This is a genomic window from Microbulbifer variabilis (genome assembly GCF_052468405.1).
Genome location: NZ_CP174343.1, coordinates 3,332,904 through 3,346,588, shown reverse-complemented (window position 1 = coordinate 3,346,588; position 13,685 = coordinate 3,332,904). Strand labels below are relative to the sequence as shown.

The 13,685-nt window shown below is 46.3% G+C and carries 9 protein-coding genes; 6 read left to right on the top strand and 3 right to left on the bottom strand.

What is annotated here, in order from left to right; genetic code table 11:
• The first annotated feature begins 309 nt into the window (after window positions 1–309).
• Window positions 310–1,887, top strand: a complete 1,578-nt coding sequence (gene cueO, locus ACJJJB_RS15250; RefSeq protein ID WP_445365114.1) for a multicopper oxidase CueO — start codon at window positions 310–312, stop codon at window positions 1,885–1,887.
• 34 nt (window positions 1,888–1,921) lie between these two features.
• Here cueO and ACJJJB_RS15245 read toward each other — a convergent pair whose 3' ends face one another.
• Window positions 1,922–2,419, bottom strand: coding sequence for a helix-turn-helix domain-containing protein (locus ACJJJB_RS15245; RefSeq protein WP_445365113.1), 498 nt, complete (start codon window positions 2,417–2,419; stop codon window positions 1,922–1,924).
• A gap of 256 nt (window positions 2,420–2,675) precedes the next feature.
• On the opposite strand from ACJJJB_RS15245, the gene ACJJJB_RS15240 reads away from it, so the two are divergent.
• The 5 genes from ACJJJB_RS15240 (at window position 2,676) to ACJJJB_RS15220 (ending at window position 12,018) form a co-directional block, all read left to right on the top strand.
• A complete protein-coding gene (locus ACJJJB_RS15240) occupies window positions 2,676–4,100 on the top strand; it encodes an MFS transporter (protein ID WP_445365112.1) in 1,425 nt (474 codons plus the stop codon).
• Window positions 4,101–4,357: 257 nt separating this feature from the next.
• Entirely contained in the window at window positions 4,358–4,873 is a 516-nt protein-coding gene (locus tag ACJJJB_RS15235; RefSeq protein WP_020412391.1) for a cupin domain-containing protein, read from the top strand.
• 878 nt (window positions 4,874–5,751) lie between these two features.
• On the top strand, window positions 5,752–8,118 hold the full coding sequence (locus tag ACJJJB_RS15230) for a chitinase (protein WP_445365111.1): 2,367 nt from the start codon (window positions 5,752–5,754) through the stop codon (window positions 8,116–8,118).
• 782 nt (window positions 8,119–8,900) lie between these two features.
• On the top strand, window positions 8,901–10,298 hold the full coding sequence (locus ACJJJB_RS15225; protein WP_445365110.1) for an MFS transporter: 1,398 nt from the start codon (window positions 8,901–8,903) through the stop codon (window positions 10,296–10,298).
• A 559-nt stretch (window positions 10,299–10,857) separates the two neighbouring features.
• Window positions 10,858–12,018, top strand: a complete 1,161-nt coding sequence (locus ACJJJB_RS15220; RefSeq protein WP_020412394.1) for an NnrS family protein — start codon at window positions 10,858–10,860, stop codon at window positions 12,016–12,018.
• A gap of 70 nt (window positions 12,019–12,088) precedes the next feature.
• Here the strand turns inward: ACJJJB_RS15220 and ACJJJB_RS15215 are convergent, their stop codons facing one another.
• Both ACJJJB_RS15215 and ACJJJB_RS15210 read right to left on the bottom strand, forming a co-directional pair.
• Window positions 12,089–12,511: a GFA family protein gene (locus tag ACJJJB_RS15215; RefSeq protein WP_020412395.1), complete on the bottom strand. Its 423-nt coding sequence runs from the start codon at window positions 12,509–12,511 to the stop codon at window positions 12,089–12,091.
• Window positions 12,512–12,636: 125 nt separating this feature from the next.
• Window positions 12,637–13,428, bottom strand: coding sequence for a PhzF family protein (locus ACJJJB_RS15210; protein WP_444901014.1), 792 nt, complete (start codon window positions 13,426–13,428; stop codon window positions 12,637–12,639).
• Window positions 13,429–13,685: the final 257 nt, after the last annotated feature.

The following is a 13,685-nucleotide window of genomic DNA, read 5'->3' as shown; positions in this document are numbered from 1 at the left end:
GCTTTTGCCAGGAACTGCACAAAAGGGGGGTAGGGTAAACGAGCGGCTTCGCTAAGCCAAGACTAAGTATGCCGGCTGTCTGACAGGTACCATTGTTCCACAATCAGAATCATGGGAGTTCTAAGACTGATTTGCTCTTGTCTGTATTTGTATGCGTTCTTACTGGGGCGCTTAAATTGGCATACTTTTACTTGTTCTAATCTGAAATGACGCTTGGCAGTTTATCCTGCAATTCAATACCCAACAGCACCTGCTTTTCTACTATTTGTGGATAGAGCTATCTATGTGCTTGGTTCCAAAGGAGGGAGGATGTCTCGTCTAACGCGTCGGGAGTTTTGTCTTGGTACTGGTGCTATGGCGGCATCGCTATTCACTGGTACAGAAGTAAGGGCTCAGGAGTCTTCTCTTCCTAATGGGGGCAAACGTTTGGCACTGCCTATCCCAAAGGAGTTGAGAGCTGATTCAGCGGGGAATATACATCTAGTGGTAAAACCGGATCAACAGAGTTTTATTCAGGGTTTAACCACACCTACCTATGGATTTAACGGGCCTTTCCTCGGCCCAGCCATACGCTTACGCAAAGGGCAGACAGTTACAGTGAGTGTCAATAATCAGTTGACGCAGAATGTGACAGCCCACTGGCATGGCCTGATTGTCCCAGGCCATGAGGATGGCGGCCCCTATATGCCGATCGTGCCTGGGCAGACCTGGCATGCAAGGCTGCCGATAATCCAGCCGGCAGCTACGCTCTGGTTTCATCCTCACCTCTACCCTACTACAGCCGAGCTGGTGCTTAAGGGATTGGCTGGCCTGATTATTATTGATGATGAAAATAGTGATACTTTGCCTCTGCCAAAAGAATGGGGCGTTGATGATATTCCAGTGATTATTCAGGATCGCCGCTTTAACAAAGATGGTAGTTTCTTTCATCGCTTCAATGAGATAACCGTAGCTGCAGGTTATTGTGGTGATTGTCTATTGACTAACGGGGCCGTTAATCCAGAGGTGAAAACTCCCCGGGGTTGGCTGCGCTTTCGTATTCTGGATGGATCAAATGGGCGCAATTATCGCTTGAGTACTAGTGATAAACGCCCAATGTATGTGATTGCCAGTGATGGAGGCTTCCTACACGAACCGGTACAGGTGGATATTCTGCCTATTGCGGCGGGCGAACGTTATGAGCTGATGATCGATGCGCGCGATGGTAAGCCTTTTGATTTGATCACCCTGCCTGTGCCGCAGCCGGTAATGCGTTTACCCCCGTTTGATGGCCCTGTGGCATTTCTGCGAGTGATACCTACAGCAGCAGAGGGAAGGGGCACCTTGCCAGAACAGTTGGTACCGCTGCCTCAAATACCTAAAACATTGCCGCCTATCTCTCAGCGTCTGGTGATGCAAATGAACCGGCAGGCTCAGGCCAATAAACTGATTAACGCTACAGGTTTGCCACAGATGATCGCCACAGGGCGGACAGATCCAGCAGTAGTAGACAAGGTATTGCAATTAGTTACCCAGGCTCCGGCAATGCCGTTAAAGGCACAGCTCACCGCCAATGCAGTCAATGGGGTCTCCTTTGCATTTACCGAGCCAGGATTCAAGGTGCCAATCAATAGAGATCTTCACTGGCGTATTTCAGAAGGCAGTGATTTGATGCTGCACCCAGTACATATTCACGGCTGTCAGTTCCGAGTCGTTAAATTTAATGGGGCGTTACCGCCAGCATATATGTGTGGATGGAAGGATACGGTACCTATCTCAGGTGGCGGCAGTGCAGAGATATATGTACGTTTTCCACGGGAAGCGATGCCAGATATGCCTTTTATGGTCCACTGCCATGTATTGGAACATGAAGATTCAGGCATGATGACGGAATTCAGTGTTTCTTGAGTACAAGCACTATACCTTTAGATATTCTCTGTAGCTAATTTCGTCTACTAGGTTTGGTGGATTTTACTTTACGGTCTTCCTTGTGCTGCAGTTTCATCGCCTTCTTGATCAGCCCCTGGAAATTGGGGCATTCCAGCTGGTTCTCCTCTGGACAATTAGCCACATGTCGCAAACCATCGCGCATAGCCTTGAGCCGGCGAATGTTTTTGTCCAATTCATCAGCTTTATCAAGTAATTGTTCACGGTCGATATTGGGTTTGCTGCCATAGGTGAACAAAGAGGCGATTTCATTGAGAGAAAACCCGGCATAGCGCGCTAAGGATATCAATGACAGTTGTTCCACTACGCTGCCGGGAAACACCCTGGTGATACCACGCCTGCTGATAGACTTAATTAGGCCTTTCTCCTCATAATATCGCAGTGTTGAGGAGGGTAGTCCCGTACGTTTGGAGACTTCCCGAATATCTATTTCCCGATGATCATCCATCTCTATTGACCTCAAGCTGACTTGAGGTTGTATCCTAGTTTTCACTGTGGTCCCTGGCAAGTCTTAAATCAAAAAGAAAGACAAATAACTCAGGGAGTCAGGGGCTAAGGAGTGTGCAGGGAAGGATGGAATGTATACCAGTTACTCGCTATATACACTTAGCTTATCCACAGTTATATCGGAGCAAAAAGTGGTATATCCGTTAACGAGGTGAGCAAATAGTATTTTTTTTCATGATTCTCCGTATTTTCTGAGCACACTAATTTTTTATCGGTGTCTGGCTAACCACACTTGGGATTTTATGCTTGCAGTTAAAAGACTTCTGAAACCATTCAGCAAAGGTGCCACCAGCAACCTCTCCAGTCGGGGAATCCTGACCGCTTTATGCCTGGCAACCCTGCTCAATGCATTGGCGGTTAGCAGTGTTAATATTGCGCTTCCGGAGTTAGTTACAGACCTTGGAACCACCTACGCGCGGACGCAGTGGATCATTGTCGCTTTTATGATTTTTCTAACTGCGGCTCTGGCAATTGCCGGACGCGCCAGCGACAAAGTGGGGCGCAAGAAAATTTTTGTTCACGGCATGCTGCTTTTTAGTGTATCGACTTTACTCTGTGCTCTATCGCCAAATATCTGGGTATTGGTTCTCTTCCGAGCATTGCAAGGTATCGGAGCGGCAATGTTTACCGCTGTTTCTATGGCAATTGCCAGTGACGTCTATTCCAGAGCTCGGGTGGGCACGGTAGTGGGTCTCCTGGGAAGTATCTCGGCGGTGGGCACTGGCTCGGGGCCCGTATTGGGTGGACTACTACTGGAAGTTTCCAGCTGGCAAGCAATCTTTCTGGTCAAAGTGCCCCTGGGTGTAATCGTATACTGGCTGGCTCAGAAATATCTTCCCGAGGATGCCAGGTACATAGCTCTCGAACAAGCTCGTCATCCACGTAATATTCTTGCCGCATTCTGTATCTTTTCAGCAATTCTTTTTTATACCCTGTCGATAAAGCCCCTGAATGATAATTATGGAATTATCAATATATTGACTTTTTTATTGTCTGCCATCGGTGTACTGGGTTTATACCTGAGCAGAGGCATCGATCCTGGGCCCGCGCTGGGCGGTTATGTTTTGTATACGAACCTAGCTACTAATCTTTTGGTAGCTGCTTCGGTAATGAGTTCTCTGGTTGTTGGGCCATTTTATCTGACTTTGGCATTAGGATTGAGTTTCTCTCAGACAGGCCTGGTGATGTCTACGGGGTCTTTCGTCGTTGCCGTTTGTTCAAATATTGCTGGACGTTTGGTTGACCGATTCAGATCGCGAAGCATAGTGATTATTGGTTTGTTCTTCCTGGTACTGGGTTCTTTGGGGATGGCTAATTTGCAACAGATCTATGGTGTAGCTGGCTATTTAGTCTGCTCAATAGCAATGGCCATAGGGTACGGGATCTACTTGTCTTCTAACAATACTTTTACAATGAACGGTGCTAGTAGAAAAGTAAAAGGCAGTATTTCAGGCCTCCTAAATCTATCGAGAAATCTAGGGCTACTTACAGGGGCGTCGTTGATGAGTGTGGTTTTTGCAAAAACCTCACACTTGTCATATTTGAGTTCTTTTGATTCAGGGCTGGTAGTTTCCGGCCTTAATCAAGTGTACCTGCTGGCTTTACTGTTTCTTGTCATAGCCTTTATTGCTCAGACGGTATCTATCCTGGTCAGTCGTAAATTATGAATCTGTGGATTAGTCATTACTTTATATTTGCCCTCTCAACAGCTAATAGGGTACCTGTTGGGTTGTTTTTTGGGTTAAGGCTTCTGGCAGAATTATGAGTAATTTACCTATTGACCTAAAGTGAGCTTGAAGTTGTAACTTATCCCTGTTTGGTGAGAGTACGCAATATACAAAATATCGATTGCAGATTTACGTTACCGGAATCTATTTTCCGATAGATCTCACCAGCTAAACCTAAATTTGACTGGAGATAAGTTATGGTAAGTAATTCTTTGGAGCGCCATATTGCAGAATTACGTAAATACTGGATGGGTTTGAACTCGGATACCGTGGTTCACTGTCGAGCAGTACTGGCTAAGTTGGCAAGCTCCTCAAATTCCGAGGGGTGGCTTGCAAAGTTACACCAAAATCGAGAGGCAACGACTGAGCTATATAGGGACTCAGAACTTGGCTTTATATTATTGGCACATGTGGAGACTCAAGGTTTATATCGTAATCCACATAATCATGGCAATGGCTGGGTTTTTTATGCACTTCAGCATGGAGAGGTTGAAATGTCCACTTATGGACTGGTGAGAACTGTAAAAGGCGAAGAGCAGCTTGTAAGTCGGGGTTCTTATACTATGCATCCAGGTGATTGTAGTGCATTCCTCCCAGGCGATATTCATGATACTCGTTGCTTATCTGATTATTCCCTGATGTTTCGTTTAACCAGTTGTGATTTCTCTGAGGAAAAGCGGCAAGGCAGGCTACAACAATTTGCAGAATTATAGTTGGTGGCAGTTATTTATTGGACAAGCTCACATGATGAGGGCCGTGCTAGGCTCTCCTTCTCTTATGTAAGTATGGGTTTATTAGATAGAAAGCTTGACTTAGACAGGTGTTAATGTGGGCCGATAGTGTTTGGATATGAAGAGCGGGTTTTCATCTGTAAAGTGGTGCATTTTTTGTATAGAAAAAAGTATATCGTGCTTGGGTTATGTCTTATGGTTTTTTGATCACGATTTATAAATAAGGAAGAAATGTGTAAGTTTTTATTTTTGACTTTTCCAGGTTGGATTTTGCTGTTCTCTTTTTTCAAAAGAAAAAATAAATAAAAAATGTAATTTCATTTTAATGTCTTTTGATGATTGATGTGACTCTGCTGAATCTGCCCTCTCTGGGTTTATGTTTTATTTAAAGTGCTTATAGTAGAACATTGTTTTTTGCTGGTGGTTGCTTCAGGTAAAGCTGTATTGCGAATCGGGAACCAATTCTTGCCTTCCTTATCGAATCAGCTGTGCTTGTGTGGGGTGTTATCGGCAGAGCGCAGAAAAATTTTAAGTTTTTGTGAAAATATTAAGAGTTCAATTTTCTGAACTAATAAGAGTAGAACGGGTAAGAGTAAAATGGGGTAGGGTGTCCTCACTCTCAGTGATGTATAAAAATCTAATACTGGTAATTTAGGTGTTGCTTCACTGTATTTAGCCTCTCTAGGAAAGAACAAGGCGGTTTCACACTTTTAGCTATCCAAATCCATTTGCCGTTACACATTATTCACGAAAACTCTTATAAGATTTTTTACTGCAATAACATATGATCTCTGCTGGGTGTCCCTATCGAGTACTGCGGTGTTTGTAATAAAGCCCTAAAAAAGATAACCGGAGACTCTATGACCCCTCTTTTTATTCGCACAGCTATAGCTTCGGCACTGATGATTGGCGCTCAGGGTGCGGCGGCCTCTCAGCCAGCCGATGACTATGTTGCCGGTGAGCATTATCGCGGTGGTAGCCAGGTTTGTTATGCCGGAGACCTGTTTAAAGCGCAGTGGTGGGCTACACCTGATCAGAAACCCTCCGATGCCCTGACAGCGCAAAATACCTGGGATTCTCCCTGGATTCTGGAGGGGGCGGGAGCCTGTAATAGCTCGGGCAGTAACAGCGATGATAATGATACCGGTGGTGAAAGTGATGATTCCAATAGTGACGATGCCTCGGATAACGATGGTACAGATGGTGGCAACCTGGATTCCGGCGATGGCTCCAGCTCAATAGCGACTTATCAGCCCGGACAGAATTACCGAAAGGGAAGTGAGGTTTGCTATGCCGGTGATATTTTTGTTGCCCAATGGTGGGCAAATGGAGATCAGCTTCCCTCTGATGCTCTGATCGCGCAAAACACCTGGGACTCCCCTTGGATTTTAAAAGAAACTGATGGCTGTACTGGCAGCAACGGCAATGGTGGAGACAATGGTGGTGATACCGGTGGCGATAATAGTGAGGGCACTGACTCCACTCCTATTTCCCTGAGTGTTTCATCCTCCCAGTCCCAGATCATTGGTGGTGGCACAGTCCAGCTTAGTGCAACTGCTTCTGGAGGAGACGACACACTGAGCTATAGCTGGGCCCAGCTTTCCCCCAGTTCGCCAGAGGCAAGTATTTCTACCGCCACCGGCGCTGTAACTTCAGTGACTTTACCGGCCGCGGCTTATGATATCAGTTATGTCTTTAGCCTGATTGTCAGCGATGGAGAAAGCACTGAAGAAGCGCAGCTAACGATACAGAATTTAGCGGCTGGGGATGACACTGGTGGGCCCGAAGAGAATGACGGTTCCGATGGTTCAGTAACAGCAATTATCTCTACTTCTGAAAATAGCATTGGTTGTAGCGGAACCATCACTCTGGATGGTTCTCAATCCACTGGCGGCGGCAGTATGAGCTATATCTGGAGCCAGACCAGTGGCCCCTCTGTAAAACTGTCCAGCTATGTAGGTAGTTCTACCCAGGCTGTGCTATCTGAGGTTTACAGTGATACAACCTATACTTTCCAGTTGACCGCAACCGACACCTCTGCTGCTAGTGATGTTGATGAGGTTACCATCAGCCAGGCGGGTTGTGCACCTGCAGCGGGCCATGTGATGGGCCAGAATGAATTGGAAGCGGCAGAAAATACCCTTGCCAATAATTCACTCCTGCAAGAAGTGAAAGATACAGTTGAAACCCGTAATAACGCGATTGTAGAAGCGGTTCAACCAGGTCGTAATACCAATCCGGAAAATGTGCTGCGCGTAGAGAGTATTATTTCCGAGGATACCTGGGATTACCTATTCCCTGTTCGGGCCGATGAGTATACGTATACCAACTTTCTGCGAGCGGTGGCTAAGTTCCCAGCGTTTTGTGGGGAATATACCGATGGCCGCGATTCAGATGCCATTTGCCGCAAGGTACTGTCGGTTATGTTTGCTCATTTTGGCCAGGAAACCGGTGCGCATGCGGCTGCCTGGGATGAACCGGAATGGCGTCAGGGCTTGTACTGGATTCGAGAGATTGGTTGGACAGAGGAAACTTCCGGAGGGTACGGTGCCTGTGATTCTGGTAGTAGCTGGGCTGCAGAGGTATGGCCCTGTGCAATCAATGCCGATGGTGGGTACAAGAGTTACTTTGGCCGAGGCGCCAAACAGCTGAGCTGGAATTATAATTATGGCCCGTTCTCTCAGGCAATGTATGGCGACATTTACACTTTGCTGGAGAACCCTGAGCTGGTAGCAGATACCTGGCTGAACTTGGCGAGTGCCATATTCTTCTTCGTATACCCGCAGCCACCCAAACCGAGCATGTTGCATGTTGTTGATGGCACCTGGGAGCCAAACAGTATTGATCTGGCCAATAATCTAACTCCAGGTTTTGGAGTTACGACTAATATCGTTAATGGCGCTATCGAATGTAGTAAAGGCAGTGAAGACTACCGCTCGCAATACCGTATGGATTATTACCGGAGCTTTACCGAGTACTTGGGAGTGGATATTCCGGCGGATGAAGAGCTAGGATGTGCCAATATGGGCCAGTTCCAGTCTGGTGGTGCGGCATCCCTGAATATCTACTGGGATAAAAATTGGGGATGGTCAGCGGATAACCCCAGTAATGAGAGCTTCTCCTGTCAATTAGTGAACTATCAAACAGCCTATTCTGCGCTCAATGAAGGCGACTATGCAAAGTGTGTGAAAGGCAACTTTGATATGACGATTGACTACCAGAACTAACAATAAGAGGCAGTTTAAATAGCGGCTTTACTCAATCAGCGAGCCCGGCAATAGTTTTATTGCCGGGCTTTTTGGAAGGGTCATCGGCTTCATTTGGGATACGCAGGGAAGTAAGTTCAGCAGTAAAAATGCTGCCAGTTATAAATTTTCACTCAAATTTCCTATAATAGTGCCGAGTCAACATAAACAGTACCTTCGGTAATAAGATTATTTTTAACTTTTACAATTCAGCAGTAGGTATTATTGTAGCGCCTGCCATTTAAAGTGGTACAGGTGTTCTTCATTTCAGTTGCAGCGTAACGTCCATCAATTAGTGTCCGTTTTACCTTCATCGTCGCCTTTCCTCCTGAAGTACCTCGCCAATCTCTTTAAATGCTCTGCTGTCTCTTGCATGTGTACTTCCTGGCCATATCGTGGGCGCCTCTAATAATCCAGTGCACATTATTGGTAATGTATTCCAGGAATGGTTTTGGATCAGCACGTAAAGAATTAAATACCTCTTATACAAATTTACGTTTAAGCATGCCCACTACTTCCTTAACTAAAAAGAACTGGCGTTCCCTTCCAATAATCGTAGGTGAAAAACGATTGTTTTTAATATGTTTAATTTTTAGGGTGCATTGTTAATAGTAGGATTTTAGTTGACCTATTAGATGACAGAAACGCTTGCTGAAACAGAGGGGGGAAGAAGCTTAGGTGATGTTAAGCAGTGCTTTTCTTTTTGGTCCAGACTAAAAGGGTTAATATCCAATGCAAAAAGTGCGCTGTAAGATGAATAACTGATGTCTGTCCCTAAAACACCGTTATCCCGACAACAAATTATTGGCCTTACGGCGCTAACTTTTGCTATTTTCCTGATCGCCAATGACTTTACTGCCTTCTCTGTGGCAATTCCCGCTATAGAGAAGCATTTCAATACCGATATTTCTACTGTCCAGTGGGTGATAAACGGCTATGCATTAGTTTTTGGAGTGCTAATTGTCACTGGTGGACGACTAGCGGATATGTTTGGCCGTCGCAGGCTCTTCTTTATCGGTACCAGCATTTTTATATTTTTCTCTGTTTTGGGTGGGCTGGCAGTCGATGACTGGATGTTGCTGGGAAGTCGAGCCTTAATGGGGGTGGGAGGTGCTTTGATGTGGCCGGCAATCCTGGGTATGACTTATCAATTGATGTCGGAAGATCGGGCGGGGCAGGCAGGTGGCCTGATTATGACCGTATGTGGGTTTGCTAATTCAGTTGGGCCTCTACTTGGCGGGTTCTTTACTGACTTTCTCAGTTGGCGTTGGATCTTCTTTATCAACTTCCCGATTGCACTGATTGCAATGCTTGTCAGTTGGCGGGTAATAGAAGATGACCGGCCAGAGGGCATTGAAGGCAGGGTGGATTATGGGGGTATAGTTTCCCTATCGCTATGTTTATTGACCTTGTTATTGGCACTAGATTTTGTTACTGATGCTGGTATTAGAAACCCGTTGATAATTGGCCTATTTGTGATCTCAGTTTTGTTCTTTATAATTTTTGCCTGGATTGAATCAAACACCAGGAGCGATCCGCTAATACCAGCGGATGTAGCGACTAACTGGCGATTTTTTACAGTGGGAGTGACTACTCTACTGCTTTCCGTAATTTTTGTTTCTATGTTGTTGTATATTCCCCAGTTTTTAATTAAAGAGCTTGGCTTCTCCGCAGTCTGGTCCGGGGTTGGCCTGTTACCGGTGATGGTGACTTACGGAATCGTTTCCTATATCGCTGGCAGATTATTTGAGATTATGGGAGCCAAAGTAATTCTGTCTGCAGCCGCTATTTTTCTGGGCTTGGGAATGTTTCTATTGTCCGGCTTACTCGAGCAAAGTCGATATTTGCATCTGGTGCCCGGTATGATTTTCCTCGGAATGGGGTTAGGCTTATTTTTCCCCACAATTACCACGGCGGCAGTCACCGCTGTAGGGTCTAGCCGTTCCAGCCTTGCTGCAGCGCTCATATTTATGTTCCAAATTATTGGTGGTGCTATCGGGTTGGCGATGAACACAACAATTGTGGCCCTGGCTCCAAGTCTTGCAGAAGGTATTGACCGGGCCTTCAGTGTCAATGCATACCTTGCCTTGGCCGCACTTCTTGTCTGCATTTTGTTCGTAAAAGGCAAGCCTGCAAAAAGAGGGCCTGTCGCCTCAGGCTGATCTGTCTGTGTGGGCACAAGGCTGGACAGATACCAGGCTTTGTCTCGCATATCTTCGATGACTCTTTCTTCACTGAGGTTTTTCTCTGGCTGAACGCTAATAATGAAAGAGGCTTGCTTTTTTTTTAGCTTCGGGAGAACCCCAAATAGGTTAAAGTGCAACTTCAACTTATTTGGGGCGCTAAGTTTTATTTGATGCTGTATTTTATGTGGTTTTACTCACTTCATTTTTTTTGTGACTATTCGGTTTGATGAAAAACCTATTTTTTTGTGTGGTTATAGGCTGAAAATCCCCGGCATTTTCCTATTAACTAATCCTGTTAATTAGGTAAAAATAATCCTCTCATTTAATCCTCGGAATGGAATCTCAGGTGTTAATTTGCCTTGCGGTGGCTTATTCCCCATAGCTTTTATGGGAAACAGCGAAGTCAGGATTTTGGTTCCTGGCCAACAGCAAGGTGAATCACTCCGAGAGAGCCCTTTAGGTTGGATAGCCCTTGCGATCGCTGGGTTAATTGTCTCGGGAGAAATAGCCTCCCTTTAGGTAAGGAGAACAGATTGTGATACCCATCGTTGACCGTGTTAGCGCGGAATCCATAGCGCCCTTCTGGCGGATGCCGTTCCGCCCATTTTTCTGGGGTGGGGCACTCTGGAGCATGATTGCCCTGCTAATCTGGCAAATGCAGCTTTCTGGCTGGCAGCTTCCAGCTTTACGTGTCGGCGTAGCCTGGCATTCCCATGAGATGTTATTTGGATTTGCTGCGGCGGTGATAGTTGGCTTCCTCGGCACAGCCATGCAGACATGGACCGGAATTCCCTCACCTAAAGGGGGACAGTTAATGGGCCTGGCGGGGCTGTGGCTATTAGCTCGCTTGGGCTATCTCATAGCGGCAGTACCACTGTGGATGCCGGTTTGTGCTGAAGTGACATTTTTCCTATTAGCAGCCTTTTTACTCGGTGCACGGGTATTGCGCACCCGGCAATGGCGCAATCTGTTTGTATTGCCTGCTATGTTGGCTTTTGCCGGGCTTTCAGCCTGTCATTGGTTGCTGCCCAGCGCGCAGAGCAGGGTAGCTCTCGTGGCTCTGTTGCTGGTTACAGCAATTATTCTGGTGATTGGTGGCAGGGTGATTCCCTTCTTTACTGCAAGGCGCTTTCAGCTAAGTCAGCGCGATAAGCTACCGGTTATCGAGTGGGGTACCCACATAGCTGCTGTGCTGCTTCTGTTGAGTGTAGTGATTGATCTACCCCGTATGGTTTGGGCCTTGTTAGCACTGGTGCTTGGTGGGTTACAACTGGTGCGCGTACTGCGCTGGCACCCGACTAAGATTTGGAGTGAGCCTATGGTTTGGTCACTACATTTGAGTTACTGGTTGGTGGTATTGGGGTGCTTTCTTGCAGCGCTCTCCTGGAGCGGTTTAGCGCCCGGTTGGCAGAGTCCCGCATTACATGCATTTGCGGTAGGTGGTATTGGCGGTTTGATTCTGGCTATGACCAGTCGAGTCAGCCTTGGTCACACAGGGCGTATGTTGAAAGCACCGCGCTTGATGCCCTTGGCATTTGCTGCACTGGCATTGTCCGCGTTGGCTCGTATCTTCTGGGCCCCAGCTCCCAGCGGTTTTCTTGCAGCGATTATTGCTTGGATTGTAGGCTATTCTCTCTTCTTACTGTATTACACCCCGGTTCTTTTTCAGCCTCGTGTAGATGGGCATCCGGGGTAAGCACCTGGATATTCAGTATAGCGACGCTGGCTAGCGACTAGCGAGCGCCGCTCCTGTCAGGCAGCTGTCACTAATTATTCTCAATATTATCCATTTGGGGGAAGGCGTCGAACTTGAGCGCCTTGTCCAGATTCTGGTCCCAGTCCGCTTTACTGGCCATAAAAATATGTGCGGTGGGTTCCATGGAAACCTCACAGTCCAGGCTGCCAGCAGGCACTGCCAGGTAACCACCTTCTTTATCTTCAAAGGGTAGTGCCGAGCCACAATTATTACAGAAACTTTTTACATGGCGTGTGGCTGGCAGCTTGAATACTTTTACCTGTTGTTTCCCAGAGATCCAGTTTAATTTAGCCGATGTTGAAAACAGGCTGGCTGCGTGGGCAGAGCCCGTGTCCTTACGACAGTGGTTGCAGTGGCAAAGAAAAAAATTTTCAAAGTCACCGTCGACTTCGAAATGGATATCTCCGCAGAGGCAGGATCCTGATTTATTCATAGCTGCTCCTTAACAGTTGATTGTGAACCGTTATTTCTATAAGTAGATAGATTGGGTTTATTATCTTTTAGTCCTATTGAGGGTATACCTATAGTTTCAAAATATTTAGAAGTGAAATAAATATATTAAATTTGAATAACTCCCTTTAGGTACTGAATCGCCTTGCCGGAGACAATAACCCTGTCCCCCTTGATTTGGCAGTTGAGCACCCCCCCTCTTTTTGAGGCTTGGAAGGCTGTGAGTCGCGATTTATCCAGCTTAGCGGCCCAGTAGGGAGCAAGCCCCGCGTGAATAGAGCCAGTTACCGGATCTTCAGCCCCGCCATTGGATGGCCAGAAGTATCTTGAAATAAAATCAAATTCCTTCGATCGAGCAGTAACTACTACATCATAAGGTGCAAGCTTTTTTAATTTTTCTGCATCTTGTTCCAGTTGATAAATAGTATCTTCGCTGTCATAGATGGCAAAGTAGGCTTGCTGGTTGCGCAGAACTTGTTTGGGAGGGCTGGATAATCCATCGATCAAATCTTCGGGGGTATGCTCTACACGTTCCGGATTTCTGTTGGGGAAGTCCATAAAAATTTCGCCCTCCCTATTTTGGGTAATTTGCATTTTCCCTACTGCTTGCGCAGAAAAATTTAGGGTATCCAGTTGGGGGTGTTTTGAGAAGACCACAAAGGCGGAGGCCAGGGTTGCATGACCACAGAAATCCACTTCGGTTATTGGGGAGAACCAGCGAATCTGGTATTCACTTTCAGATTGTTTGAGCAGGAATGCGGTTTCAGAAAGGTTATTTTCTGCCGCAATAGCTTGCATTTGCATTTCGCTAAGCCAGCTTTTTGTAATTATGACTGCTGCAGCATTGCCGCCAAATTGAGTTTCGGTGAAGGCGTCGACTATATTAATTTCTAGTTCCATTCTAGAGTTCCCTTCAATAATTGAAATGCTCAGCTGAAGAAACAGCTATGATAAAGATGGGCGGGATGCCCGATACCACTAATGATTTTTCAATCACCCCCTAAATAGCCCCTTGATCCTGATCTGTATCAGTATTTCAACGGTATTTCCACTTTACAGTCTGCGTCACTTTGGCCGGTGCTGGGCATTTCGCCAGAAGTAAAATCGGTACTTCTTTTCAGTGTTGCCGGATATCAAAATTGTTGTGGAAAAGGGCT

What these genes read in the sequence shown, in the direction of transcription:
- ACJJJB_RS15240 (WP_445365112.1), top strand. Translation starts at nt 2,676, where the DNA reads ATGCTTGCAGTTAAAAGACTTCTGAAACCATTCAGCAAAGGTGCCACC.
- ACJJJB_RS15215 (WP_020412395.1), bottom strand. Translation starts at nt 12,511, where the DNA reads ATGAATAAATCAGGATCCTGCCTCTGCGGAGATATCCATTTCGAAGTC.
- ACJJJB_RS15210 (WP_444901014.1), bottom strand. Translation starts at nt 13,428, where the DNA reads ATGGAACTAGAAATTAATATAGTCGACGCCTTCACCGAAACTCAATTT.
- cueO (WP_445365114.1), top strand. Translation starts at nt 310, where the DNA reads ATGTCTCGTCTAACGCGTCGGGAGTTTTGTCTTGGTACTGGTGCTATG.
- ACJJJB_RS15230 (WP_445365111.1), top strand. Translation starts at nt 5,752, where the DNA reads ATGACCCCTCTTTTTATTCGCACAGCTATAGCTTCGGCACTGATGATT.
- ACJJJB_RS15225 (WP_445365110.1), top strand. Translation starts at nt 8,901, where the DNA reads ATGTCTGTCCCTAAAACACCGTTATCCCGACAACAAATTATTGGCCTT.
- ACJJJB_RS15235 (WP_020412391.1), top strand. Translation starts at nt 4,358, where the DNA reads ATGGTAAGTAATTCTTTGGAGCGCCATATTGCAGAATTACGTAAATAC.